The following is a 24,354-nucleotide window of genomic DNA, read 5'->3' as shown; positions in this document are numbered from 1 at the left end:
ACGATGGCTGATGATTTTCCGATCACTGATGACCGTGAACCGGCTCGGGTGGTGGTCGAGATGACGGAGCATGTGCTTCGGTTGGCGGCTACGTGGACTGGTTGGGACGGGAGGCCGTATCCGATCGATGGGCGGATATACACGCCCAACAAAGCGATCAGGCGAGTGGCCGATCACCTTGTGGATCACCTCGCTGAGCTGGAGGCTCGGCTGGTGGGGGTGGAGTCGATGCGTGATCACTGGCATGCATCGGCGAGCACTACTCCCGCCGATCTCGCGCCATTCACGGCTGCGGATCTGGATGAGGCTCGGAGTCGGCTTACCAGGCTCGCGCAGATCTGGGCTGTCCGGTTGAACGCGCTGACCGCCGACCAACTCGACCAATCGCCGGGCGACGGCTGGAGTTTTCGGCAGCTCGCTTTCCATGTGGCCGGCTCGGCCTATTACGCAAATGCCATCGGCGCCCTCCCGCCTGCGGCGGCAGGTGCCTCGTCGTGATCAATCTGGTGAACCTTGGACCGGGCCAGAAGGTCCGCATGATCCATAGCAGGTCAACAACGTCAACGGCACGGATCTGATCAAGGTCTCGACGAAGGCGGGCGTGACCCACGAGATCATCCGCGTCTGAGGGGGTGATAGCCCGGCCGGCCCGCGCTGGGCTCTCCGCGGAATCCGTGCCGCGATTTTGTCACCCCCGGTCGGTACCGTTCTTGGGTACGCGTTTCCTGACCTGAGGCGGCGGAACGGCATGGCTGTTGGGCTCATCGGGCGAGACCACCCGGCGGGTCTGCTGCGCGCCGAGATCGGCCGGGCCGCGGACAGTCACGGCGGCCTGGTGCTGGTCACCGGGGAGGCGGGGATCGGGAAGACGACGCTGGTCACGGGGGCTGTGGAGGAGGCCAGGCGGCTGGGGGCGCTGGTGCTCAGCGGGTCCTGCTGGCATTCCGAAGGGGCGCCCGGGTTCTGGCCGTGGGTGCAGGTGGTGCGGGGGTTGCGGCGGAGCGCGACGGCGGAGGAGTGGGAGGCTGCCGCTGCGGCGGCGGGTGGCAATCTGACCGCGCTGCTGGGTGAGCAGCCCGCGCCGGGGTCGGCCGAGGCGTTCCAGCTGTATGACGCGGTGACGGTGGCCCTGGTCTCGGTGTCGCAGCGGCGGCCGGTGGTGGTCGTGCTGGACGATCTGCACTGGGCGGATACGGCGTCGCTGCGGATGCTGGAGTTCGCGGCCCGGCACACCTGGTTCGAGCGGCTGCTGCTGGTCGGGACGTACCGGGATGTGGAGGTCGAGTCGGGCGGGCATCCGCTGGAGAGCTTGATCATGCCGTTGCTGGCCAAGGCGACGACGGTGACGCTGACCGGTCTGTCCCGTGACGAGGTGGGCGCGCTGATGGCCCGCACGGCCGGGCGGGAGCCGGAGCCGGAGCTGGCGGCCGAGGTGCATCGCAGGACCGGCGGCAATCCGTTCTTCGTCGAGCAGACGGCCCGGCTGTGGCGGAGCGGCGGCTCGGTGAGCGCGATCGCGCCGGGAGTGCGGGATGCGTTGCAGCGGCGGTTCTCGCTGCTGCCGCCGGTCTTGGTGGAGTTGCTGACCTCGGCTTCGGTGCTGGGGCGGGAATTCCATCGCGAGGTGCTGGCGGCCACGTCGGGCACTCCGCCCGGGCGGGTGAGCTCGCTGCTGAACCAGGCGGTGAACGCGCGGCTGGTCGTGGCCGGTGAGGACGGGCGGTTCTCGTTCGCGCACGACCTGGTCAGGGAGACGTTGTACGCGACGATCGAGGGCACCGAGGCGCGGAGGCGGCACGCCGCGGTGATCCGCGCGCTCGACGAGTCTGCCGCGCTGACCGAGTGGATCTTTCCGGCGGATCAGGCACACCACGCCTACCTGGCCGGGGACGCGCTCGATCCGGCGCGGGTGGTGCGGTCGTTGCGGGAGGCCGAGCACGATGCCGCGCGGCGGCTGTCCGCCGAGGAGGGCCTGGGGCATCTACGGCGGGCGTTCGAGGTGTCGGCGATGCTGGATCCGCGCAGCCGGGCGATGATCGCGCTCGATCTGGGCGAGGCGCTCGACCACTTCGAGTCGGCCGAGGAGTCCAGGCGGGTGTTCGGCACGGCCGTCGAACTGGCCAGACAGGTCGACGAGCCGGGTCTGCTGGCGCGGGTGGCGCTCAGCCTGTATCGGACCGTGGGGCCGGGCTGGCATATCGGCCGGAGCCCGCAGCTGGCCGACGACCTGATCCGGGAGGCGCACGCCCGGATGCTGAAGGTGCCGATCCAGGACGCGACGCCGCTGGCCGCGCTGGCGGACGAGCTCACCACCCACGTGGTGACGCTGGCGCGCCGGGACAACGACGACGACGCGCTGACGTTCGGCCTGAACTCGCGGCACGACGTCGTCTGGCGGCTGGGCAGCGCGGCCGAGCGTACGGCGATCACCGAGGAGATGGGTGAAGCCGCCCGCCGCCGCGGCGACCGGGACGGGGAGCATTTCGCCGCGTCGCTGCGGTGGGTGTCGCTGCTGGAACAGGGCGATCCCGCCTATCTGGACCAGTACGACGCGTCGACCACGTTCGCCGAACGCCAGAGCATGCCACGGATGGCCTTCGCGGCGTTCATCGATCAGAGCATCATCACCACGCTGATGGGCCGGTTCGAGGAGGCCGAGACCTTCCTTCAGCAGGCCATCGACGCGGCCGGGGAGAAGGGCGAGTTCTACTTCACGTTCATGAACAACCATCTGCGCTGGGCGTTCCTGCTGTTGCAGGGCCGGTTCGACGAGCTGGCCGAGTTGCACATCCGGCTCGGCGACGACGGGCATCCGTATCCGGGGCTGCTGCAGGGCATCACCTCCCTGCACCGCGGGGACATTCCGGCGGGGCTGCGGATGCTGCCGGAGCTGGTGCCGGGCGAAGACCCCTATCCGCGGAGTTTCATGCCGCTGGGTCTGCGCTTCCTGGCGCACGCCGCCGCGGTCTCCGGCGACGCCGACCTGTGCGCGTGGACGCGGTCGGCGCTGGCGCCGTTCCGCGGGCAGTGGCTGTTGTCGCTGTACGGCTGCGACATCAGCGGGCCGGTCGATCTGTGGCTGGCCAGGATCGACGCCGCCCAGGGGCGGTTCACCGAGGCGGTCACCGAATTCACCGCCGCCTACCAGTCCGCCGACCGGCTGAAGGCGCGGCCGTGGTCGATCGAGGCGCGGGCGCAGTTGGCGGCGACGCTGCTCCGCCGGGGCGACGGCGACGACGTTTCCATGGCGAAGGAACTCCTCGACGGGGTGGAGCGGGATGCCGTGGACGTCGGCATGCGTCAGGTGGTCGCGCAGGCGCGGCGGATGCGCCGGGAGGCCGACGCGGACACCGGCGCCGTTTCGGCGCCGAAGCCGAGCGGGGTGTTCCGGATGGAGAGCGGAGTCTGGTCGCTCGGTTTCGGCGGGCTGACCGTGCACATGCCGGACGCCAAGGGGTTGCGCGATCTGTACTACCTGCTCGGCAGTCCGGGTGGGGACATTCCCGCGGTCCGGCTGCTCGATCCCGAAGGCGGGGAGGTCGTGGTGGCCGCCCGTCGCCTGGGTGGCGACGCCGTCCTCGACGAGGAGGCCAAGACGCGGTTCCGGCGTCGGCTCACCCAGCTCGACGACGAGATCGACCGGGCGACCGAACTGGGCGACGACCGGCGGGCCATCGCCTTCGACCGGGAACGCCAGGCCCTGCTGTCCGAACTACGCGCCGCCGCCGGGCTGGCGGGCCGGGACCGCCGCCTCGGCGACGAAGCCGAACGCGCCCGCAAGACCGTCACCGCCCGCATCCGTGACACCTTACGCAAACTGGACGAACGACATCCCGAACTGGCCGTGCACCTCCGTTCGGCGGTCTCCACCGGCGCCACCTGCCGCTACCAGCCCGAACGCGAGATCGACTGGCGGCTGTGAAACTCCGGGTGTCCGCGACCTTGTGATCGCGGACACTGGGCAGGCTACTTGCGGTTGTAGAGGCGCATGGTAATGGTGCCGAAGACGGCTGTCATGATCACGCAGGAGATCAGGACCCAGGTGATCTCGCCGGTGTCCCAGTTGCCGGCCATCAGGTCGCGTACGCCGGAGACCACGTGGGTGATCGGGTTGACGTTGACGAAGGCCTGGAGCCAGCCGGGCATGGTGGTGGGTTCGACGAAGACGTTGCTGAGGAAGGTCAGCGGGAACTGGAACAGCATGCTGACGCCCATGACCGATTTCTCGCTGCGCAGGAACAGGCCGAACATCGTCCAGATCCAGGAGAACGCGAACGAGAAGACGACCAGGAGGGCGATTCCGGCCAGTACGCCGACGACGCCGCCCGCCGGGCGGAAGCCCATGATCAGGCCGACGATGATGATCGTCGTGGAGGCCAGCACGTAGCGGAGCAGGTCGCCGAGGAGGTTTCCGACCAGGGCCGCGGGCCGCCAGATCGGCAGCGTGCGGAACCTGTCGAAAACGCCCTTCGCGATGTCGGTGTTGACCGAGACGCCGGTGTACATAGTGGTCATCACGACGCTCATCACCATGATGCCCGGCAGCAGATACTGCAGATAATCGCCGGTGGATCCGGCCAGCGCGCCTCCGAACAGGTAGGTGAACATCAACGTCATCATGATCGGGAACGCGGTGACGTCAAAGAGCTGCTCGGGCACGTGCTTGATCTTCAGCATGGCCCGCCAGCCGAACGTGATCGACGCCGACAGCGCACTCGGCCGCGGCGGCCGATCCCCCGGCGCCATAACCGCCCCGATACTCTCCAGCGCCGGCGTGTACGGCACAGCCGGCGCGAGGTTCTCCGTGGTAGCACTCATACCGCTCTCTCCTCCACAAAACGTCCGTATTGCTTACGGTGGGTCATCCCACCCACCCGCCCTTTGGGTCGCTCGCGCTCGGCCATCCCCCCGCACCGACGCGCTCCGCCAACACGCGGCACCCGCTTGGGCCCCTCGCTCGGCCACCCCCCGCACGCCCCGCCAACGCTCGGTACCCCCTTGGATCGCTCACGCCTGGCCGCCCCCCGCAACACCTGGCACCCTTGGATCACCCTCACGCGGCCTCCTCCGCACTAGCCCGGCGATCCGTCAGCGCCAAAAACACCTCATCCAAACTCGGCTGCCCCAGCGAAAACTCGTCCACGACGATCCCCGCCGCCGCCAGCTCCGACAACGCCCGCGAAGCCTGCTCAGCCGCCCCCCGATCCATCTCCACGTCACTCCCGGCCCCACTGACCCGAGCAGTCAGCGCCACCGGATCCGCATCCAATTGCACCGACACCTTCAGCACCCGAGCCAGCACCCGCTCCGCCTCCCCCCGCTGCCCGGCATCCCGCAACCGCAAATGCACCGTCCCCGCCCCAATGGACGACTTCAACTCCCCAGGAGTCCCCTCCGCGATCACCCGCCCCGCGTCGATCACCGCGATCCGACCCGCCAGATGATCCGCTTCATCCAGATACTGCGTGGTCAGCAAGACAGTCGTCCCCTGCGCGACCACCGCCCGAATGATGTCCCACACCTGATTGCGACTACGCGGATCAAGCCCCGTCGTCGGCTCATCCAGAAACAGCAGCCGAGGCGTGTTCAGGATGCTGGCGGCGATATCCACCCTTCGCCGCATCCCACCGGAATAGTTCTTCACCTGCCGATCAGCGGCATCGGTAAGCCCGAACGCCTCCAGCAACTGCCAGGCCCGGACACGCGCCTCAGGCTTCCGATATCCGAGCAGCCGACCCAGCAGAATCAGGTTCTCCGCCCCGGTCATGTCCTCGTCAACCGAGGCGTACTGCCCGGTCAGGCTGACCATGCCGCGGACGGCGTCGGCCTTCCGCACCACGTCCAGGCCGAAGACGCGGGCTTCGCCGGCGTCGGGGCGGAGCAGGGTGGCGAGCATTCTGACCGCGGTGGTCTTGCCGGCGCCGTTGGGGCCGAGCACGCCGTACACCGAGCCGGCGGGGACGGTGAGGTCGAGGCCGTCGACGGCGCGGGTGGTGCCGAATACTTTGACCAGGCCGGAGGTCTCGATGGCCGGGGTGGTGTCTCGTTGAATCATGGGTGACCCTCTCTGTCACCCTCCAGGCGCGAGAGAGGCCGCTAGATCGGATCTAGCGGGTAGTCGATCAATGGGCGGGTACGGTCCGGAGCGAGGATCGGGGGAGCTATGTCTGACGTCTTCGACGTGATCGTGATCGGCGCCGGGCCGGCGGGCGAGAATGTGGTTGGCCGGGTGACGCGCGGCGGCCTCACCGCGGCCGTGGTGGAGCAGGACCTCGCGGGGGGTGATTGTTCCTATTGGGCGTGTATTCCGAGTAAGGCACTGCTGCGCCCGATGGAGCTGGTCGCGGAGGTGGGCCGGCAGCCGGGGTTGTCGGTCGGGCCGATCGATGTGCCGGCGGTGCTCGCGCGGCGGGATGAGGCGGTGTCGGGCTATGACGATTCTGGCCAGGTCCGCTGGCTGGAGTCGGTGCATGGAACGGTGATCCGGGGGCGGGGGCGGATCGCGGGTCCGCGGCAGGTCGAGGTGACCGCGGCCGATGGCGGGAAGCGCCTGCTCACGGCGCGGCATGCGGTGGTGCTGGCGACGGGGAGCACGCCGGTGATTCCGCGGGTGCCGGGGCTGGCGGCGGCCGATCCGTGGCTGACCAAGGACGCGACCGCCGTCAAGGAGGTGCCGGCGCGGCTGATCGTGATGGGCGGCGGGGTGGCGGCCTGCGAGCTGGCGCAGGCTCTGCACGCGCTGGGCGCGAAGGAGACCACGCTGGTGGTGCGGAAGGATCGGGTGCTGGAGCGGACCGAGCCGTTCGCCGGTGAGATGGTCACCGCGTCGCTGCGCGAGGCCGGGATCGACGTCCGGTTCAACACGACCATCGAGAAGGTGGAGCGGCCGGTTCCGGGGAGCGAGGTGACCGTCGATCTGTCGGACGGCACCCGGCTGACCGCGGACGAGATCATGGTGGCGACCGGCCGGGATCCGGGCAGCGCCGACATGGGCCTGCCGTTGATCGGGCTGCCCGACGGGGCCCCGGTGGCGGTGGATGACAGCATGCGGGCCACCGAGGTCGAGGCCGGCTGGCTGTACGCGGTCGGGGATGTCAACAACCGCAGCATGCTCACCCACATGGGGAAATATCAGGCGAGGATCGCCGGGGATGTGATCGTGGCCCGCGTCGCCGGCGCGCCGGACGATCTGCCGTCCATGCGGGACCGGGCCGACGCGATGGGCTCGCCGCAGGTGATCTTCACTGACCCGCATGTGTGCGCGGTCGGGCGCACCGAGGAGCGGGCCCGCAGGGACGGTTTCAACGTCCGGGCGGTGGAGTATGACATCGGCCTGGTGACGGGGGCGTACCTGCAGGCGGATGGGTACAAGGGCCGGGCCAAAATGGTCGTGGACGAGGACCGGAGGGTGCTGCTGGGGGTCACCTTCGTCGGTCCCGGGATCGCCGATCTGCTGCACGGCGCGACGATCGCCGTCACCGCCGAAGTGCCGCTGGACGATCTCTGGCACGCCATTCCCGTGTTCCCGGCGGTCAGCGAGATCTGGTTGCGCCTGCTTGAGGCTTATGGCTTGTAAGTTCACCTGGAGTTTCTTGCGGTCGACCCCGTGATGACGGTTCGGTGAGGTCCCATGAGCGAGCCGATTGTCGTAGATTCGACGGCCGAACGGGATGGATCCGGCGAACTCCGGCACGAGGGAAACCGCGTGCCGGACATCGTCACGCTGGACGCGAGGCGCTGGATCGTGGCCTGGCGCGCGGGCTTGCGGGACGCCCGCGACCCCACGGCGACCGACCAGGGCTCGATCCGGTACGCGCGATCCAGCGACAGCGGCCGTACCTGGACGAAGGGCACCCTCGCTCCGGCCACGGCCACCCACCGGTTCCACTACTGCGTCTTACTCAACGACGACGGCGTCCTGTACGCGCTGCTCGGCCGCATCACGATCGCCGAGGACCGCCAGGGCGACGACGTGGACGGCTTCCCCACCCGCCTGACCATGAAACGAAGCACCGACCGTGGCGAGACATGGTCAGATTTCCCGATAACCGTGGACGTTCCGGGCAACAACCGGGGGGTCGTCGTGGCGGGCAAGCCGGTGAAGCATCGGGGCGGGTGGCTGATCCCGTACTGGCGGCAGGGCGCGGGCGCGTCCCAGGCGGGCGTGCTGCGCTCCTCCGACCTGCGCATCTGGACCTCCGGCGCCCTCGCCACGAACCCTCCCGGCATCGGCGTCGAGGAGCCCCAGATCGTCACGGACGGTGACACACTGCTCATGGTCACCCGCGCGCTGGTACGGACTGCGTCCCCCGAGAACCGGGACGCCCACTACCGCACCCACGCCACCTACTCCGCCACGACTACCAGCACCGACGGCGGCCTGACCTGGGCGCCCATGACGCTCGACCCCGAACTCCCCAACTACTACGTGAAAACCTTCTACGCGCGAGCCACCGACGGCCGGCACCTCGCGATCTACAACACTCTCGCCGGACCTTTCGCCGGTTCCGCCCCGAGCAGACCCGACCGCTACCGCGAAGTCCTCCACTACAAGGTCCGTACCCCCGGCGAGCCCTGGCGCCCCGGCAGGCTCTTCGCCGACGGCCCCCGGCTGACCCAGGGCGCGGCCAGAGGCTGGGACGTCTACCCCAGCGGCGACGAATTCGCCCCCGGCAAGTTCGCCATCGTCTGGGAGCACAACCAGATCAACATCAAGGTCGCGACCCTCGACCTCAACGACGACCTCCCCGCCGACCTCGCCCCCGGCCCCTGGACCCTCGACCCCGGCGCCCGCCACGACGAAACCGGCCTCCACCTCCGCAGCACCACCGCGACCCCGGTCAGGGCCACCGCCCCGCTGATCGCGCTCTGCGATTTCACCGTCGAGTTCCACGGCCGCGTCCTCGACGACAGCGCCTTGGACCCACGCACCGGCCAGGGCGTCAGCCTCGGCACCAAGATCTGCAACGGCGCGAGACGCCTCATGCTGACCATCCAGCGCGGCGGCATCTGGACGATACGCAAAGGCTCGACGACCTGGGAGCGCGTCCACTCGACCCCCCTGGCCGAGGCGACCTGGAAGGTGACCACCGACAGCGCCGGACTCGCCCGCCTGTTCCGCGACAACGCGGACACCGGCGTCACCTGGATCATCCAGGACAGCGGCGAGAAACCCTCCGTAACCCACTGGGTGGCCGGAACGTCAGGCGGCAACGCCGCCGAGGCCCACATCTCCTGGACCAAGGTCACACCCACCCGCGACCCGAGCGACGACGCGTGACCGCCTAACAGAGGTCTGGCGCCCGATGACGCGACAACATCGTGCGCCTGCCAGGGGTCAGGCGCCCGATGACCGCGACAACATCGTGCGCTGGTCGGACTCCGGCGAGGACGGCCATTTCGCGGCGACGGAAGCCCCCGACGCCCGCACCCGTCCATTGCGGTGGTCGCCCGCCCGGTATTTTGAGGCACGTGACAGTTATTGATTCGGGCACCACCGGTGCGTACGGCATTGGCCTGGCGACGATCGCCGCCAACGGCACGGTTCTGGACACCTGGTTCCCCGCGCCCACCCTCGGCGAGCCCTCCGCCCGCGGCACCCAGCGCCTCTCCGCCGAAGAGGCCGGCGACCTGGCCGCCCACCTCGGCCCCGACCCGGACCGCGGCGTCGAGGTCGTGGCCGTGCGCACCGGCATCGGCAAGCTCACCGAAGCCCCCGCCGACGCCCACGACGCGTACCTCCGCCTGCACCTGCTGTCCACCCGCCTGATCCGCCCGCACGGCCTCAACCTGGACGGACTCTTCGGCCTGCTGGCCAACGTCGTCTGGACCAACCACGGCCCCTGCCCCGTCGAGAACTTCGAGTCGGTACGGCTCCGCCTGCGCTCCCGCGGCCCCGTCACCGTCTACAGCGTCGACAAATTCCCCCGCCTGGTCGACTACGTCCTCCCCACCGGCGTCCGGATCGGCGACGCCGACCGCGTCCGCCTCGGCGCCCACCTGGCTTCCGGCACCACGGTCATGCACGAGGGCTTCGTCAACTTCAACGCCGGCACCCTCGGCGCCTCCATGGTCGAAGGCCGCATCTCGGCCGGCGTCGTGGTCGGCAACGGCTCCGACGTCGGCGGCGGCGCCTCGATCATGGGCACCCTCTCCGGCGGCGGCAAGGAGACCATCTCCATCGGCGAACGCTGCCTGCTCGGCGCCAACGCCGGCTGCGGCATCTCCCTGGGCGACGACTGCGTCATCGAAGCCGGCCTCTACCTCACCGCCGGCACCAAGGTCGCCCTCCCCGACGGCACGATCACCAAGGCCCTCAACCTCTCCGGCCAGAACGCCATCCTGTTCCGCCGCAACTCAACCACCGGCACCGTCGAAGCCGTCCCCCGCAAGGGCACCGGCATCGAACTGAACGCGGCCCTGCACGCCAACGACTGACCCTGGCCATTCGGGTACGGGGGCTCCCCCCGATCGCGCGCCGAAACTCGCGATGCCCCCTTATCCCAAAAAGGCCCAAACGCCCCATCACCCTCTCGATCACATGGAGCCGTTCAACACTGAGCCGATACCACCTCAGTGAAACGGAATCGAACCAGTGTCGAAAAACATCCGGCGCGGGTTGATCGCGTTAGCGGTCACCCTCGCTTCAACGACCGTGGCGGCCGTCGGGGCCCCGTCCGCGAACGCGTTGGTCAGTCATTGGGCCAGCTGGGCCACCGCCTCGACCGCCAAGCTCTACCCCGCGACTTCGACAACGACGGCTACGACGACCTCGCCATGACCGGTCCGAGCGAGTGGTCCACCCTGCCCGTGGCCTTCTCGCGGGGCGACGGCACCTTCGGCATCAGCAACGCCCCCATCGGCGGCGGCTGGGCGATCTGGGCCGCCGACCCGAAGGCCAAAATCGCAGTCGGCGACGTCAACAACGACAAGCGCGCCGACCTGATCATGACCGGGCCGGACAACTGGTTCGGCGTCGTCAAAGTGGCCCTGTCCAAGGGTGACGGCACCTTCAACGTCGTCGACTACAGCGTTCCCGGCGACTGGTACCTCTGGGCCGGCGACCCCGCCGCCAGGATAGCGGCCGGGGACGTCAACGCCGACGGCCTGACCGACCTGATGCTCACCGGCCCAACCCACTGGACAACCCTGCCGGTCGCCTTCGCCACCACCAACTACAGCTTCACCGTCACCAACCAGCCGGTTTCATCCACTTGGCGGAACTGGGTCGCCGACCCATCGGCCGAAGTCGGGAGCGGTGACTTCAACGGGGACGGCAAAGCCGACCTGACCCAGATGGGCTCTGACGCCCTCGGCCACGGCGTCCACCACCTCCTTTCCCGCGGAGACGGCACGTTCACGACTCAGAATTTGGGGGGGTATGTGAACCAATCTTCAAAGCCCGCACTGATCGGGAACTACCACCGCAACCAGAACCTGAGCGAGCGGGACGACTTCCTCTTGCTCAGATCGGACGCCATCTCGGCAATGGGGCAAAATGATCTAGATACCAAGGGCTACTTCATCCGCAACTTCTTCTCCTACCCAGCAAGTGGCTTCGCCGGCTGGGCCGCGCTCCCCGGGGTCAAAGCCGTCGGTGGTGACTTCAACGGCGACGGAGCATCCGATGTCGCGGTGACCGGCGGGGCAGGCTGGTTCAGCGTGCCGGTGGCCTTCCTCCATCTCAGCGACAACACCTTCACGGTGACCAACCACCCGATCCCCTGACACTCCTCACCTCGGCTCCCGCCCCTGCCATCCGGCGAGAGGCGGGAGCCCTGGGACCGGCACGTCGATCGCAGCGGTTCACCCGGGGAATCAGGCGGGGACGATGACTTCCTGAAGTTCTGTCACCCAAGTGGAGGGGTCGCCCTTCCCGTACTCCAGGTAGACCTCGCGCATGAAGCCGACGCTGCGGTAGCCGTTGTCTTCGACCCAGCGGGCCAGTTGCTGGACCGAGGAGTCCACGTCGTCCATCGAGCCGTGATGGAGGAAGGTGGCCACCAGCTCGAGGGCCGGCAGGTCGACCACGTCGAAGTCGTAGCCGGCGTTCGGTTCCACGCTGACGGGGGCGCCGGCGTGGACCAGGATCCCGTCGGGGACCACCTCGTAGTACGCGATGCCGGGGCCGACCATCGTGACCCCGGCCTTCTCCAGGCGGTCCATCAGTTCCGGGTAAAGCGGCTGGATGACCGGGCTGATGTGTTCGGTCTCGTAGCTTTCCGCGACTCCGGAGAGTTCGGCGAGGCGGACGGCGGGGACGCTCTTGACGATGACGTCTGCGGGCATGACGCCCTCCCTTTCGATGATTCGGATCCTCGCCTCGACCCCGGCCAGCCTGGCCCGATCCCGGACAACCTGGTCCTCCAGCTCGGCCTGCCGCAGCCGCAGCATGCCGTGCAGTTCGTCCACGCTGACCTTGTCGTCGAGCACGCCCGCGACCTGCTGCAACGTGAACCCGAGGTCTTTCAGCGCGATCAGGCGGTTGAGCCGGGCCAGCTGAGCCGCCTGGTAGTAGCGGTAGCCGGTGACGGGGTCGACCCGGGCGGGACGCAGCAGCCCCACCGTGTCGTAGTGGCGCAGCATGCGTATCGACACACGGCCGATTCTGGCGAAGTCTCCGATGCTGAACATGACGCCTCCCGGTGTAGACCCTCACACGATGTCAGAGTCAATACGTACTGGAGGACCCTGACTTATCCCTGAGGTTGAACTCCGGCCCGCGCTTCTTGGGCGATCGCGTCGTACCGTGAAGACATGGGACGCATTCTTATGATCGCCGCGCTGGCCGTGGTGGGCTTCTTCGTCATCGGGTGGCTGATCGGCTTCGTGTTCAGCATGCTCAAGTGGGTTCTGATCATCGGTGTGCTCGCGGTCGCCGTGATGGGCGTCATGCGCCTCACCAGGTCAGGAGCCTCTCGGAACAAGGATTCCGACTACTCCTAGGTTTCGTATATTCGTCACATGAGCGGTGACGCACACGGGCACGGTCATGGGCACGCTCTCACCAAGGAAGCCGATCGGCGCTACCTGAGCGGCGCCCTGGTGCTGATCGTCGCGTTCATGGCCGGTGAGGTCGTCGTCGGCCTCATCGCTCACTCGCTGGCGTTGATCACCGACGCCGGTCACATGCTGACGGACGCGGCGGCCATCGTGGTCGCTCTGATCGCGATGCGGATCGCCGCCCGGCCGCCGCAGGGCGGTTTCACCTACGGGCTGCGGCGCGCGGAGATCATCAGCGCCCAGCTCAACGGCATCACGCTGCTGCTGCTCACCGTCTACTTCGCCTACGAGGGCGTTCGCCGCCTGATCGCCCCGCCCGAGGTGCGGGGCGGCCTGGTGGTGATCGTCGGCCTGGCCGGGATCGTGGTCAACCTGGCCGCGACCTGGCTGATCAGCCGGGCCAACCGGTCCAGCCTGAACGTCGAGGGCGCCTTCCAGCACGTGCTCAACGACCTGTACGCGTTCATCGCCACCACGATCGCCGGCCTGGTCATCCTGCTCACCGGCTGGTCCCAGGCGGACGCGCTGGCCGCCCTGGTGGTGGCCGCGCTGATGCTGAAGGCCGGCTGGGGGCTGGTGCGCGACTCGGGCCGCGTCTTCATGGAGGCGGCTCCGGCGGGGATGAACCCGAACGAGATCGGCGGCCGGATGGCGGCGCTCGGCTCGGTGGTCGAGGTGCACGACCTGCACGTCTGGGAGGTCACCTCCGGCTACGCCGCCCTGTCGGCGCACGTCCTGGTGGACCCGGCCGCCGACTGCCACGCCGTCCGCCTGGCCACGGAGAAACTCCTGCACGCCACTTACGGCATCGAGCACACCACGCTCCAGGTCGATCACGCCACGCCCGAGCTGCTCAGCATCGGCGATCAGGACGCGCACTGCCGTGCCCCGCATGGGCCGTCCCACAAGCCCGCGAAGTAGCAGGATTCAGATTCACTTAACTCTCAGCGAATCAAATCTAACTGGACGTACAACATCCTGCTCCCGCAGAGTCGCCATATGAGTCATAAGAGGATGTTCGTGGCGATGGTGACCCCGTTTCACGAGGATGGTTCGCTCGACGCCGAGGGTGCCCAGGCGCTCGCCACGTACCTGATCGAGGAGCAGGCCGGTGAGGGCCTGGTGGTCAACGGGACCACCGGGGAGGCGCCGACGACCACGGACGCGGAGAAGGAGACCCTGGTCCGCGCGGTCGCCGAGGCGGTGGGCGATCGGGCGACGATCATCGCGGGGGCGGGCAGTTTCGACACCCGGCACGCCGTGGAGCTGGCCAGAACGGCCGAAAAGGCGGGCGCGGACGGCCTCCTGGCGGTGACGCCCTACTACAGCCGGCCCAGCCAGGAGGGCATCTTCCAGCACTTCACCGCCATCGCGGACGCCACCTCGCTGCCCGTGACCGTCTACGACATCCCGCAGCGAACGGGCACCGCTCTCACCACCGACACCCTGCTCCGGCTGGCCGAGCACCCCGGCGTCACCGGCGTCAAGGACGCCGCCTACGACCTGCTCAAGTCCGCCGAGATCCTCGCCGCCACCGACCTGCTCTACTACTCCGGCGCCGACGAGCTCAACCTCCCCCTGGCCGCCATCGGCGCGACCGGCGTCATCAGCACCATCGGCCACGTCGCCGGCGCCACCACCAAGGCCATGCTCGACGCCCACCACCGGGGCGACGCCAGGCGGGCCACCCGGCTCCACCTCGACCTGACCCCCGTGGTCTCCGCGATCATGACCAGGGCCCCGGGCGCGGTCACCGTCAAGGCCCTGCTCAACCAGCGCGGCCTTCCCGCCGGCCCGGTACGGCTTCCGCTCGTCCCCGCCGACACCGACCTCCTGAAGCACCTCAGACAGGCATGCGAGTAGGCTCCGGAGGACACACTTTTCGCCGAGAGGGAATGTCATGACCGTCAAAGTGACCGTCACCGGCGCGGCCGGCCAGATCGGTTACGCTCTGCTCTTCCGGATCGCCTCGGGGCAGCTGCTCGGTGCGGACACCCCGGTGTCGCTGAGCCTGCTGGAGATCACCCCGGCGCTGAAGGCGGCCGAGGGCACCGCGATGGAGCTCGACGACTGCGCGTTCCCGCTGCTGCAGGGCATTGAGATCACCGACGACCCGAACGTCGCCTTCGACGGCGCGAACGTGGCGCTGCTGGTCGGCGCCAGGCCGCGGACGGCCGGGATGGAGCGGGGCGACCTGCTCTCCGCCAACGGCGGCATCTTCGGCCCGCAGGGCAAGGCCATCAACGACCACGCCGCGGACGACATCCGGGTGCTCGTGGTGGGCAACCCCGCCAACACCAACGCGCTGATCGCCCGCAGCCACGCGCCGGACGTCCCGGCCGACCGGTTCACCGCGATGACCCGGCTGGACCACAACCGGGCGCTGTCCCAGCTGGCCGCCAAGCTCCAGGTCCCGGTCACCGAGATCAAGAAGCTGACCATCTGGGGCAACCACTCCCCGACCATGTACCCCGACCTCTACCACGCCGAGGTGGGCGGCAAGATCGCCGCCGAGCAGGTGGACGGGGAGTGGCTGCGGGACACCTTCATCCCGACGGTCGCCAAGCGCGGCGCCGCCATCATCGAGGCGCGTGGCGCGTCCAGCGCGGCCTCGGCCGCCAACGCCGCGATCGACCACGTGCACACCTGGGTGAACGGCACGGCTCCCGGCGACTGGACCTCGGCCGCGATCGTCTCCGACGGTTCGTACGGGGTGCCGGAAGGTCTCATCTCGTCCTTCCCGGTGACCGCCGCGAACGGCCAGTGGGAGATCGTCCAGGGCCTGGCCATCGACCCGTTCTCCCGCGAGCGCATCGACCTGTCGGTGCGCGAGCTGCTGGACGAGCGCGACGCGGTGCAGGCGCTCGGCCTGATCTAGCCGGACCGCGTGCCCGGCGGCCACCAGCAGCAGCGCGACCTCCGACAGGACGGTCACCCGCTGGGTGAGGCCGCCGGGCACCAGTCCCGGGTCAAGGCCGAGCATCCGGATCGCGTACGGCACGACCACCATCACCAGTGACCCGAGCGCGATCAGGCTGAGCACCCGGATCGCGCGGGATCGGGTCCGCCTGGCCAGCAGCAGCCCGGCGGTCGGCATGGCGATGAAGGCGATCAGGGCCGCGTACCGGTGGATGCCGCCGGCCAGCGAGAGTGAGAGCCCCGGTTTGTCGGTCGGGAAGGCGCCGACCATCAGCAGGCAGCCGGACCAGAGCCCGACCAGCAGCGCGGCCCTGCGGTCCAGCCGGGCCAGGCCGATCCCCAGCACCGACGAGCCCACCGCGAGCAGCGTCAGCGCGACCGGCAGCAGCCAGCCGTGCGAGGCCCAGGCGTACTCGCTGATCATGTCCCGCATCGGGTTGAGTCCGGACACCGCGTGCAGCAGCGCCATGGCCGCCACGCCCAGCGCGGTGATCAGATAACCCAGCACCATTCCCATGACATCGACTGTCCTGGGAAGCGCTCTCCGCCCCCATCGGAGATCGGCCCCACCCAGCCCTGACCCCTCCCTTAGCCACCCCTAGGCCGAAATTTCGGCAAGCGTCGGGGTTGGCGTGGGGTCGGTGGCTGTCGTGCCTGGTCAGGGCCTAAGGGAAGCCTCAGGGGAGGCCATCAGGTCGAGTCGGCCGGCGCGGTTTCCGGAGTCGACGCGCGGAACCACCGGCAGCCGTACGCTTCCACGTCGAAGCGCGCCAGGCCCTTGTCGGAGATCTCGATCGTGCCGTCCTGGAGCAGGTCGGTGAGGACCTGGTCGGAGTCCAGCCCGTCCAGGGAGAGTTCGACCTCGACGTCCCGGTCGGCGAAGTTGTGCGCCGCCAGCACGGTCCCGCCGTCGATGTCGGCCCTGTGTGCCAGCACGGCGGTGTCGCCCGCGTCGAGCACGTCGTAGTCGCCCCAGGCGAGTTCGGGGCACTCCCGGTACTGCTCGATCAGCCGGGTGATCCAGATCAGCAGCGAGTCGGGGTCGCGCCGCTGGGCGGAGACGTTGACCTCCTCAGGGCCGTACCGGCCGGCGGTCATCGGGATGGCGGGTTCGGCGGTGGAGAAGCCGCCGTGCAGGTTCGGCGTCCACTGCATCGGGGTGCGGACGGCCGCGCGGCCCTCGATGTCGAGGTTCTCGCCCATGCCGATCTCCTCGCCGTAGAAGAGCACGGGCGTGCCCGGGAGCGAGAACAGCAGGCTGTAGACGAGCCGGATCCGGCGCGCGTCGCCGTCCAGCATGGTGGGCAGCCGCCGCCGGATCCCCCGGTCGAAGATCCGCATGCCCTTCTCGGGGGCGAACGCCTTGAAGACCTCGTCGCGTTCCTTCTTGGTGAGCTTGTCCAGGGTGAGCTCGTCGTGATTGCGGACGAAGCCGGCCCACTGGCTGTCCTTGGGCGGCTTCGGCCGGTCCCGCAGCGAGTCGGCCAGGGGACGGGCGTCGCCCCGGGCCAGCGCCAGGTACATCCGCTGCATGCCGATGAAGTCGAAGCACATCGTGATCTCGTTGCCGAGCGGCGTGCTCCCGAAATACTTCATTAAATCGTCGTAGGGCAGGTTGACCTCGCCGAGCAGCATCGCGCCGCCGTCCCGGCGGTTCATGAACGCCCGCAGTTCGGCGAAGTAGTCGTGCGGGTCGGGGAGCGTGTCGCTCTCCACCACCTGCTCGACCAGGAACGGCACCGCGTCCACCCGGAACCCGGACAGCCCGAGCTCCATCCAGAAGCCGAGGATCTTGGCGATCTCGTCGCGGACCGCGGGATTGGCGGTGTTCAGGTCGGGCTGGAACTTGTAGAAGCGGTGGAAGTAGTACTGGCCGCTGTCCTCGTCCAGCTCCCAGAGGCTGTTCTCCTGGTCGGGGAAGACCACGCCCTTCGGGTCGTCGGGCTCCGGCTCGTCGGACCAGATGTACCAGTCCCGGTGCCGGGAGTCCCGGCTGGACCTGGCGTCCTTGAACCACGGGTGCTGGTCGGAGGTGTGGTTCACGACCAGGTCGGCGATCACCCGGATGCCGCGGTCCCTGGCCACCCGCATGAACTCCACGAAGTCGCCGAGGGTGCCCAGCCGGGGGTCGACGCTGTAGAAGTCGACGATGTCGTAGCCGTCGTCCCGGTCCGGGGTCGGGAAGAACGGCATCAGCCAGACGCAGGTGACGCCGAGGCGGTCCAGATGGTCGATCCGCTGGATCGCCCCCTGGAAGTCGCCCACGCCGTCGCCGTTGCCGTCCGCGTACGTCTCGATGTCCAGGCAGTAGATGACGGCGTTCTTCCACCACAGTTCAGAGGTCTGGCTCAGGCGCATGACCGGCACGACTACCCAGAAACGCCGGAAAAACAACAACCCGCGCCACCGAAGTGACGCGGGTTGTTCTCTAGATCAGGCTTAGAGCGGCGTTACGTTCTCGGCCTGGGGGCCCTTCTGGCCCTGAACGGTCTGGAAGCTGACGCGCTGGTTCTCGTCGAGGCTGCGGTAACCACTCGACGTGATCGCCGAGTAGTGCACGAACACGTCAGGGGTACCGTCGTCCGGAGCGATAAACCCAAAGCCCTTTTCGGCGTTGAACCACTTGACCGTGCCTTCAGACAACTGCTTCTCCTTTTCGGGAGCCTCACCATGCCATCAGGTCGATGACACGGGGCTGCTTAGCGGACCCTACCCTGCATCCGCGCAATACGCTGGAGAAGCAAGCACGCCCGCTGTCGAGACATTCCATCGGGAAGGTCCCGAGGCGCTTTTTTACAAACACCACTGCAACACGAGCAGCCTACCTGCCCTGAGCCGGATGTCCAAACAGGGCCCCTCTCCGCAGCTCAGACCCCCTGTCAGCTAAGGGCTGGGGCCGCCATGTACCACCGGGCCTGCCCGTCGCCCCGAGTCAAGGAGTCAAGACGGCGGGGCAGTTCCTGCCTGGAGAAGGGGTCACCGGTGGCGTTCCTGATGTGGATCCCCACCGCGTACATGTCCCTGATCTCCATCAACGTGCTGTAGTCCGGCCACTCCCGCAGGTCCGATCCGTACGCCTGGGCGAACGCGTCCACCTCCCCCGTGGTCAGGCCGAACCGGCGCTGGCCGTGGTAGGTGTGCACCAGGTCCCACTCACGCGGGCCCACGGCGACGCCGTCCCAGTCGCAGAGCACGGCGTGGCCGTCCCGGCAGCGGAGCAGGTTGTCGATCCAGGCGTCGCCGTGCAGCAGCACCGGAGGGCCGGAGTCCAGGCTCTGCCAGCGGTCGGTGAGGGTGCAGATCCGCTCCCCCAGCCAGGCCCGCTGGTACGGCGTGAGCACCTCGGACCGATGCTCCACCGCGTGCCGCACCTCCGCCAGCGGATCGGTGAGGCGGCGCAGCTCGATCGGCGGGACCGGTTCGCGGTGCAGGTTGCGCAGGACCCGGCCGAGCTCGCTGGTGGTCGGGCGGCCGTTGGAGCGCACGTAGCGCCAGAAGGTGACCGCGCGCCCGCCGTACACGATGGGCTGGCCGGGGATCTCGTCCACCGGCCGGACGGTCGGGAAGCCGCGCTCGGCGAGCCAGCGGGCGACCGCGAGCACCACCGGCAGGCGGGTGAGCGCGTCGGGGGCGGTCGCGATCCTGACCACCATCTCGCTGCGCAGCTTGAACACCGCGTTGCTGCGCAGCCGCATCAGGCGGGCGCCCTCGGCTTCGATCCCGATCTGGCCGCAGACCGCGCGCAGCACCGTGAACGCCTCTTCTGCCAGGGGTTTCCCGGTGAAGGAATGCGCGATGGTGTGGTTCATATGGCTAGCCGGAGGGAGGACTCCGACAGGACCTGGTTGAGGTGCCGGACCGACGGCAGCCGGGGGTCGGCGTCGTTGAGCAGCGCTCTGGCCCGGGTGACGACGATCGAGGTGCGGTGCTCGGCGGGGACCTGGCCGAGCGCCTGGGCGGCCAGCCGGCAGGCCTCGTCGTGGTCGCCGTGCCGGGCCAGGTGGGTGGCCTGGTCGAGCAGGATCAGGGCGGGGTCGATGGTCTGGAAGCCGCTGCCGAGCGATTCCAGGCCCTGCACCTGGGACTCGTCGCCGAGCTCCAGCAGGGTGCCGGTGCGGTAGAAGGTCATCCGCTTCTCGGTGAAGACGAAGGCGAGGTCGTCCTGGCTCATGCCGCGCATCCGGGCGAAGATCTGCTCGGCCTCGGCCAGCGCGATCCTGGCGGCCTTGCGGTCGCCCATCCGGGCCAGCGCGCGCGCCTCGGCGGCGGCGGCCAGCGCGGCCGGGGAGCTGGGCGCGGATCCGGCCAGCATCCTGGCCTCGCGGGCCAGCCTGACGGTCTCGGTGAGGTCGCCGTAGTAGTAGGGCAGCATCGTCTGGTTGGCCCGGACGAGGGCGCGCAGCCGCAGGTCGCCGATGTCGTCGGAGGCGGTGCGGGCGGTGCCGTACCAGGCGTGGGCCTGGCGGGTGTCGCCGAGTTTCATCAGCGCGTCGGCGGTGAGCAGGGCGAGCATGGTGGTGGCGGTGAGCAGGCGGCGCTGGACGCTGGCCAGCTGCCTGGCCCCGGCCAGCTTGCGCACGTCGGCGAGTTCGAGCATCACCCGGCAGAGCATCGGCATCGGCGGGGTGGTCATGTATTCCCGGCGATAGCGCAGCACCTGCTCGTCCAGCCGGTCGAGCTGGTCCTCGGTGACGCTGCCGGTGGCCAGGGACCGATCCACATCGTGCCGGGTGCCTTCCACTTCGGCGAAGAAACGTCCGTTCGGGGTGCCGGCCAGCATCGCCTGGTGGAACAGGGCGCGGCGGTCGGTGTCGTCGTCGGCGAGGTCCTCGACGTGCACGCCGTCGTCGCTGGAGCCGTTGGCGACCACGACCACCTTCTGGCCGCCGCCGGGATCCTCGCAGTAGTCGGCGGCCAGGCCGAGCCGGACCGCGTTGGCCTTGTACAGCCGGGCCAGCAGGTCGATGGTCTGCGGCCGGGGCCTGGCGCGGTTGTTCTCCCAGGCGTTCAGCAGGTCGATGCTGGCCCGGGGCAGGCCGAGCGCCTGCTGTTCGCAGAGGAACTCCAGTTCCTCGATCGCCTGGCGGGCGGACCAGCCGCGGCCGAGCCGATGCGCCTTGAGCATGCTGACTCCGCAGCAGCCGTGGATCGCCTGGACCGTCTGCCACAGGGTCCACTGCCGGGCTTCCGCCTGCTCGCGCCAGCGGCGCGCACAGGCGGGCGAGTGCTCTCCTCGGGCCATGGTGCCTGCCCTTCCACTACTGGATATGGGGCGTTGGTGGGGGTCGGGCCGTACCCCAGTCTGCCCGGGAACCACCCTGTTCGGCTATTACGGATATTTCCCACAGGTTAACCGGCACGCACCCAACCGCCACCACCGTTATGCGTTCGTGCCCCCAGAACCGTGTCTGTTCCACGGAATACTGCCGACTTCCCTGGTTATTGCGCGTATACGTCGAATGGGTCGGATTGCCGGTAGGTCATCCCGGGTTCACCCTTTCCGGTGAAAGGTCCCAACATCCCCGGGAGACCACGATGGCCATGAAGGCAGATCGCAGCGAGGCGATGGACCACCTTGAGCGGCTGGCCGCCCAGCTGGAGGCGCACTCGTTCCAGGTGCGCCTGACGGCGCCCGCCGGCCTCTACCCGCGGCTGCGGGTGGTCAACCCGATGGCTCCCGCCATGGCCGAGGACGTGCTCGCGTCCAACGCCAACGACGGCGAGTGGTGGTACTGGCTGTCCTGGGCGGGCCGCATCGGGCACGCCTCTGACGTCGTCACCGCCGCCGAGCGCATCGCGAGCGTCCTGCACGTCATCCGACGCTAGTTCCACCCCAGCCGGTACGGCTCGCGCCACGCGATCTTCGCGACCCGCGTGTCCCCTTCCGCCCACACAGGGACGCGGGCCGTACCCAGGAGTGCACGGGGTGTTTGCCGCTGTTAGCTGCGGTGTTAGCGGAAGAACGACAGGATGTCTACCATGGAAGCGGGATCCCAGGGTGGTTCCGGCCTATTAATTGCCGTTTGACGTATCTCACAATCGGGCATTCGTGATGTGCGGCCCTCGGCTCGTCGAATCCTATCGACAGCGACGGGAATGGTCGCTTACCCTCAGGTAGGTGGGTCTCCGCCTTTACGATACTTTCAGTCGCTCGGTCCGCGATTTCTCCCCCCGAATTCCGGGAAAGGTCTCGCTTTATCTGTGCGGTCCCACCGTGGTCGTTCCACCGCATGTCGGTCAGATCAGATCCCAGGTGAATTTCGATATTCTGCACCGCTGGCTGCGGCATCTGGAATATCAGGTAATATTCTGCAGGAATGTCACCGACATCGAGGACAAGATCATCAGCCGGTCGCTCAGCGAGGGCGTGCACTGGTGGCGGATCACCGACCCGATGTACCGGTCGTTCAAGAGCACCTACGAGGCCCTCGGCTGCCTTCCGCCCAGCGTGGAGCCCCGGGCGACCGGGCACATCCCGGAGATGATCGAGCTCATCGAGCAGTTGCTCGGGTCCGGGCACGCGTACGAGGTCGAGGGCGACGTCTATTTCTCGGTAGATTCCTTCCCGGCCTACGGCGCCCTCTCCGGGCAGCGCCCCGACCAAATGCGCGGCACCGAGGAGCACGGCCACGGAAAACGCGACCCGCGCGATTTCGCCTTATGGAAAAGAGCCCGGCCAGGTGAGCCGATCTGGACCGCGCCGTGGGGCGAAGGCCGTCCAGGATGGCATCTCGAATGTTCCGCGATGGCCCGCAAGTACCTCGGCCGCGAATTCGACATCCACGGCGGCGGCGCCAATCTGGTTTTCCCGCACCACGAAAACGAGATCGCCCAGTCCCGGGCCGCGGGCGACGAATTCGCGCGTTACTGGATTCACAACGGGCCGGTCACCCACCGGGGCGAGAAGATTCGCAAAGTGGTGAAGAACCCGATGGCCGTGCACACCCTGCTGCGGCGGATCAGGCCGGTCGAACTCCGCTATTACCTGGCGGCCGCGCACTACCGCTCGCCGATGGAGTTCTCGGTGGCCGCGGTGGAGGAGGCGGCGACCGCCTACCGGCGGATCGAGCGGTTCGTGCACCGGGTCGCCGAGCGGCCCGCCGACCGACTTCCGGTCCTGTTCAGCGAGGCGATGGAGCATGACCTGAACGTGCCGCAGGCGATGTCCCGGGTGCACGCCGCGGTGAACGAGGGAAACGCCGCGCTGGATTCCGGCGACCCGAAACTGGCCGCCGCGAAATGCGGCGAGGTGCGCGCGATGCTGGAAATCCTGGGGCTTGATCCACTCGCCGAAAACTGGGCCAGAGAAACCCGGCTGCAGGAGGTCGCCGGGGCCGTGCTGCACGTGGTCAGAAATCTCGCCGAAGCCAGCGCGGCGGCGGGCGAGTTGGAGCGGGCGCACGCGATGCACCGGCAGATCGACAGCGCCTTGATCGGCCGCCGGGTTAATCACCGGCTGACCGTCTGACGACTAAGCTCCAAGCCGTGGCACCGAAAAAGATCGTCATTGACTGCGATCCGGGCATCGACGACGCGCTGGCCCTCGCGCTGGCGCACGGCAGCCCCGCCCTGGAGATCGTGGGCGTCACCACGGTCGGCGGGAACGTGTCGCTGGACCGGACGACCGACAACGCGCTGCGGCTGCGCGAGTTCCTCGGCTTCCCCGAGGTGCCGGTGACGCCGGGCGCGGCCGGGGCGATGCTGCGCGGCACGATCGAGGCGGCGCGCGTGCACGGCACCGGCGGGCTGGGCGGCGCGGTGCTGCCCGAGGCGACCCTGCCGGTGGCTCCCGGGCACGCCAGCGACTACCTGATCGAGACGCTGCGCGCCGACCCCGGCGAGATCACCCTGGTCGCCATCGGGCCGCTGACCAACATCGCGCTGGCGGTGCTCAAGGAGCCCAGGATCGTCGACTGGGTGCGCGAGTTCGCCATCCTCGGCGGCACCTACACGCGCGGCAACCGCACGCCCGCCGCCGAGTTCAACATCGCCGCCGACCCGGAGGCGGCCGCGATCGTGTTCCGGGCCGGGTGGACGGTGACCCAGATCGGCCTGGACGTGTCGACCACGGCGCAGGCCACCGGGCCGGTGGTGGAGCGGATGCGGGCGCTCGGCCGGCTCGGCGCGGATCTGCTGGTCCCGTGCGCGACCTTCTACGGGATGGTCACCGCCAGCGACGGGCCGGCCATTCACGACGCGTGCGCGCTCGCCTACCTGGCCGACCCGACCTTGATCGAGTTCGAGTCGGCCTGGGTCGAGGTGGAGACGGCCGGCCGGTTCACCTCCGGGATGACGGTGGTCGACTTCGATCTGGGTGACCGGGTGCCCAACGCGCGGGTGGGCACCTCCATCGACGTGGCCCGGTTCTGGGAGCTGACCCTGTCGGCGTACGAGCGGGTGAACCAAGGGCTCGGTTCCGGCATCTAACGGAGC

General features: G+C 68.8%; 20 protein-coding genes and 1 pseudogene. 13 read left to right on the top strand and 8 right to left on the bottom strand.

The window, feature by feature from the left end:
- The first annotated feature begins 3 nt into the window (after positions 1-3).
- A complete protein-coding gene (locus Acor_RS09150; protein ID WP_155336133.1) occupies positions 4-498 on the top strand; it encodes a hypothetical protein in 495 nt (164 codons plus the stop codon).
- 250 nt (positions 499-748) lie between these two features.
- Positions 749-3,922, top strand: a complete 3,174-nt coding sequence (locus tag Acor_RS09145; protein WP_155336132.1) for an ATP-binding protein — start codon at positions 749-751, stop codon at positions 3,920-3,922.
- Between the two features lie 44 nt (positions 3,923-3,966).
- Here Acor_RS09145 and Acor_RS09140 read toward each other — a convergent pair whose 3' ends face one another.
- A complete protein-coding gene (locus Acor_RS09140; protein ID WP_155336131.1) occupies positions 3,967-4,818 on the bottom strand; it encodes an ABC transporter permease in 852 nt (283 codons plus the stop codon).
- 235 nt (positions 4,819-5,053) lie between these two features.
- Complete coding sequence (locus tag Acor_RS09135; protein WP_155336130.1) at positions 5,054-6,055, bottom strand: ATP-binding cassette domain-containing protein; 1,002 nt, start codon at positions 6,053-6,055, stop codon at positions 5,054-5,056.
- A gap of 108 nt (positions 6,056-6,163) precedes the next feature.
- On the opposite strand from Acor_RS09135, the gene Acor_RS09130 reads away from it, so the two are divergent.
- The 4 genes from Acor_RS09130 (at position 6,164) to Acor_RS09115 (ending at position 11,727) form a co-directional block, all read left to right on the top strand.
- Positions 6,164-7,576, top strand: a complete 1,413-nt coding sequence (locus tag Acor_RS09130) for a dihydrolipoyl dehydrogenase family protein (RefSeq protein WP_155336129.1) — start codon at positions 6,164-6,166, stop codon at positions 7,574-7,576.
- Between the two features lie 54 nt (positions 7,577-7,630).
- Positions 7,631-9,280: a sialidase family protein gene (locus Acor_RS09125; protein WP_155336128.1), complete on the top strand. Its 1,650-nt coding sequence runs from the start codon at positions 7,631-7,633 to the stop codon at positions 9,278-9,280.
- A 191-nt stretch (positions 9,281-9,471) separates the two neighbouring features.
- Positions 9,472-10,437, top strand: coding sequence for a 2,3,4,5-tetrahydropyridine-2,6-dicarboxylate N-succinyltransferase (dapD, locus tag Acor_RS09120; protein WP_246238521.1), 966 nt, complete (start codon positions 9,472-9,474; stop codon positions 10,435-10,437).
- Positions 10,438-10,698: 261 nt separating this feature from the next.
- The gene (locus Acor_RS09115; RefSeq protein WP_155336126.1) at positions 10,699-11,727 is read left to right on the top strand and encodes an FG-GAP repeat domain-containing protein; all 1,029 of its coding nucleotides are present in this window, start codon (positions 10,699-10,701) and stop codon (positions 11,725-11,727) included.
- Between the two features lie 90 nt (positions 11,728-11,817).
- On the opposite strand, the gene Acor_RS09110 is transcribed toward Acor_RS09115, so the two are convergent.
- Positions 11,818-12,633: a MerR family transcriptional regulator gene (locus tag Acor_RS09110; protein WP_155336125.1), complete on the bottom strand. Its 816-nt coding sequence runs from the start codon at positions 12,631-12,633 to the stop codon at positions 11,818-11,820.
- A 123-nt stretch (positions 12,634-12,756) separates the two neighbouring features.
- Here Acor_RS09110 and Acor_RS09105 point away from each other — a divergent pair, with 123 nt between their 5' ends.
- From Acor_RS09105 to Acor_RS09090, 4 genes are all read left to right on the top strand, one after another.
- Positions 12,757-12,945: a hypothetical protein gene (locus tag Acor_RS09105; protein WP_155336124.1), complete on the top strand. Its 189-nt coding sequence runs from the start codon at positions 12,757-12,759 to the stop codon at positions 12,943-12,945.
- 18 nt (positions 12,946-12,963) lie between these two features.
- Positions 12,964-13,923: a cation diffusion facilitator family transporter gene (locus tag Acor_RS09100; protein WP_155336123.1), complete on the top strand. Its 960-nt coding sequence runs from the start codon at positions 12,964-12,966 to the stop codon at positions 13,921-13,923.
- Between the two features lie 78 nt (positions 13,924-14,001).
- Complete coding sequence (gene dapA / locus Acor_RS09095) at positions 14,002-14,865, top strand: 4-hydroxy-tetrahydrodipicolinate synthase (protein WP_218034196.1); 864 nt, start codon at positions 14,002-14,004, stop codon at positions 14,863-14,865.
- Positions 14,866-14,902: 37 nt separating this feature from the next.
- Positions 14,903-15,880: a malate dehydrogenase gene (locus Acor_RS09090; RefSeq protein WP_155336122.1), complete on the top strand. Its 978-nt coding sequence runs from the start codon at positions 14,903-14,905 to the stop codon at positions 15,878-15,880.
- A 75-nt stretch (positions 15,881-15,955) separates the two neighbouring features.
- Here the strand turns inward: Acor_RS09090 and Acor_RS46175 are convergent.
- The 5 genes and pseudogenes from Acor_RS46175 to Acor_RS09065 form a co-directional block, all read right to left on the bottom strand.
- A pseudogene (locus Acor_RS46175) lies at positions 15,956-16,354 on the bottom strand (DUF998 domain-containing protein); the annotation flags it as partial.
- Positions 16,355-16,611: 257 nt separating this feature from the next.
- On the bottom strand, positions 16,612-18,279 hold the full coding sequence (locus Acor_RS09080; protein WP_155336121.1) for an alpha-amylase family protein: 1,668 nt from the start codon (positions 18,277-18,279) through the stop codon (positions 16,612-16,614).
- A gap of 81 nt (positions 18,280-18,360) precedes the next feature.
- Positions 18,361-18,564: a cold-shock protein gene (locus Acor_RS09075; protein WP_155336120.1), complete on the bottom strand. Its 204-nt coding sequence runs from the start codon at positions 18,562-18,564 to the stop codon at positions 18,361-18,363.
- 236 nt (positions 18,565-18,800) lie between these two features.
- Positions 18,801-19,730: a phosphotransferase enzyme family protein gene (locus Acor_RS09070; RefSeq protein ID WP_155336119.1), complete on the bottom strand. Its 930-nt coding sequence runs from the start codon at positions 19,728-19,730 to the stop codon at positions 18,801-18,803.
- Entirely contained in the window at positions 19,727-21,163 is a 1,437-nt protein-coding gene (locus tag Acor_RS09065; protein ID WP_155336118.1) for a helix-turn-helix domain-containing protein, read from the bottom strand. The genes Acor_RS09070 and Acor_RS09065 overlap by 4 nt, the downstream gene beginning before the upstream one ends.
- A 299-nt stretch (positions 21,164-21,462) precedes the next feature.
- Here Acor_RS09065 and Acor_RS09060 point away from each other — a divergent pair, with 299 nt between their 5' ends.
- The 3 genes from Acor_RS09060 (at position 21,463) to Acor_RS09050 (ending at position 24,348) form a co-directional block, all read left to right on the top strand.
- Positions 21,463-21,747 carry a hypothetical protein gene (locus Acor_RS09060; protein WP_155336117.1) on the top strand — a complete coding sequence of 95 codons (285 nt, stop codon included), beginning with the start codon at positions 21,463-21,465 and terminating at the stop codon, positions 21,745-21,747.
- Positions 21,748-22,039: 292 nt separating this feature from the next.
- Positions 22,040-23,389 (top strand): cysteine--tRNA ligase, encoded by a 1,350-nt coding sequence (gene cysS, locus Acor_RS09055; protein ID WP_155336116.1) that lies wholly within the window; start codon positions 22,040-22,042, stop codon positions 23,387-23,389.
- Positions 23,390-23,406: 17 nt separating this feature from the next.
- Positions 23,407-24,348 carry a nucleoside hydrolase gene (locus Acor_RS09050; RefSeq protein WP_155336115.1) on the top strand — a complete coding sequence of 314 codons (942 nt, stop codon included), beginning with the start codon at positions 23,407-23,409 and terminating at the stop codon, positions 24,346-24,348.
- Positions 24,349-24,354: the final 6 nt, after the last annotated feature.

It is taken from the genome of Acrocarpospora corrugata, assembly GCF_009687845.1.
Taxonomy (GTDB): Bacteria; Actinomycetota; Actinomycetes; order Streptosporangiales; family Streptosporangiaceae; genus Acrocarpospora; species Acrocarpospora corrugata.
Note: the sequence above shows the minus strand (reverse complement) of the source record. Positions and strands in the feature narration are given on the sequence as shown.

Excerpts from the sequence above, each read along its gene's own strand:
- Acor_RS09150 (WP_155336133.1), top strand. The coding sequence starts at position 4 with ATGGCTGATGATTTTCCGATCACTGATGACCGTGAACCGGCTCGGGTG.
- Acor_RS09145 (WP_155336132.1), top strand. The coding sequence starts at position 749 with ATGGCTGTTGGGCTCATCGGGCGAGACCACCCGGCGGGTCTGCTGCGC.
- Acor_RS09140 (WP_155336131.1), bottom strand. The coding sequence starts at position 4,818 with ATGAGTGCTACCACGGAGAACCTCGCGCCGGCTGTGCCGTACACGCCG.
- Acor_RS09135 (WP_155336130.1), bottom strand. The coding sequence starts at position 6,055 with ATGATTCAACGAGACACCACCCCGGCCATCGAGACCTCCGGCCTGGTC.
- Acor_RS09130 (WP_155336129.1), top strand. The coding sequence starts at position 6,164 with ATGTCTGACGTCTTCGACGTGATCGTGATCGGCGCCGGGCCGGCGGGC.
- Acor_RS09125 (WP_155336128.1), top strand. The coding sequence starts at position 7,631 with ATGAGCGAGCCGATTGTCGTAGATTCGACGGCCGAACGGGATGGATCC.
- Acor_RS09110 (WP_155336125.1), bottom strand. The coding sequence starts at position 12,633 with ATGTTCAGCATCGGAGACTTCGCCAGAATCGGCCGTGTGTCGATACGC.
- Acor_RS09105 (WP_155336124.1), top strand. The coding sequence starts at position 12,757 with ATGGGACGCATTCTTATGATCGCCGCGCTGGCCGTGGTGGGCTTCTTC.
- Acor_RS09100 (WP_155336123.1), top strand. The coding sequence starts at position 12,964 with ATGAGCGGTGACGCACACGGGCACGGTCATGGGCACGCTCTCACCAAG.
- dapA (WP_218034196.1), top strand. The coding sequence starts at position 14,002 with ATGAGTCATAAGAGGATGTTCGTGGCGATGGTGACCCCGTTTCACGAG.
- Acor_RS09090 (WP_155336122.1), top strand. The coding sequence starts at position 14,903 with ATGACCGTCAAAGTGACCGTCACCGGCGCGGCCGGCCAGATCGGTTAC.
- Acor_RS09080 (WP_155336121.1), bottom strand. The coding sequence starts at position 18,279 with ATGCGCCTGAGCCAGACCTCTGAACTGTGGTGGAAGAACGCCGTCATC.
- Acor_RS09070 (WP_155336119.1), bottom strand. The coding sequence starts at position 19,730 with ATGAACCACACCATCGCGCATTCCTTCACCGGGAAACCCCTGGCAGAA.
- Acor_RS09065 (WP_155336118.1), bottom strand. The coding sequence starts at position 21,163 with ATGGCCCGAGGAGAGCACTCGCCCGCCTGTGCGCGCCGCTGGCGCGAG.
- Acor_RS09060 (WP_155336117.1), top strand. The coding sequence starts at position 21,463 with ATGAAGGCAGATCGCAGCGAGGCGATGGACCACCTTGAGCGGCTGGCC.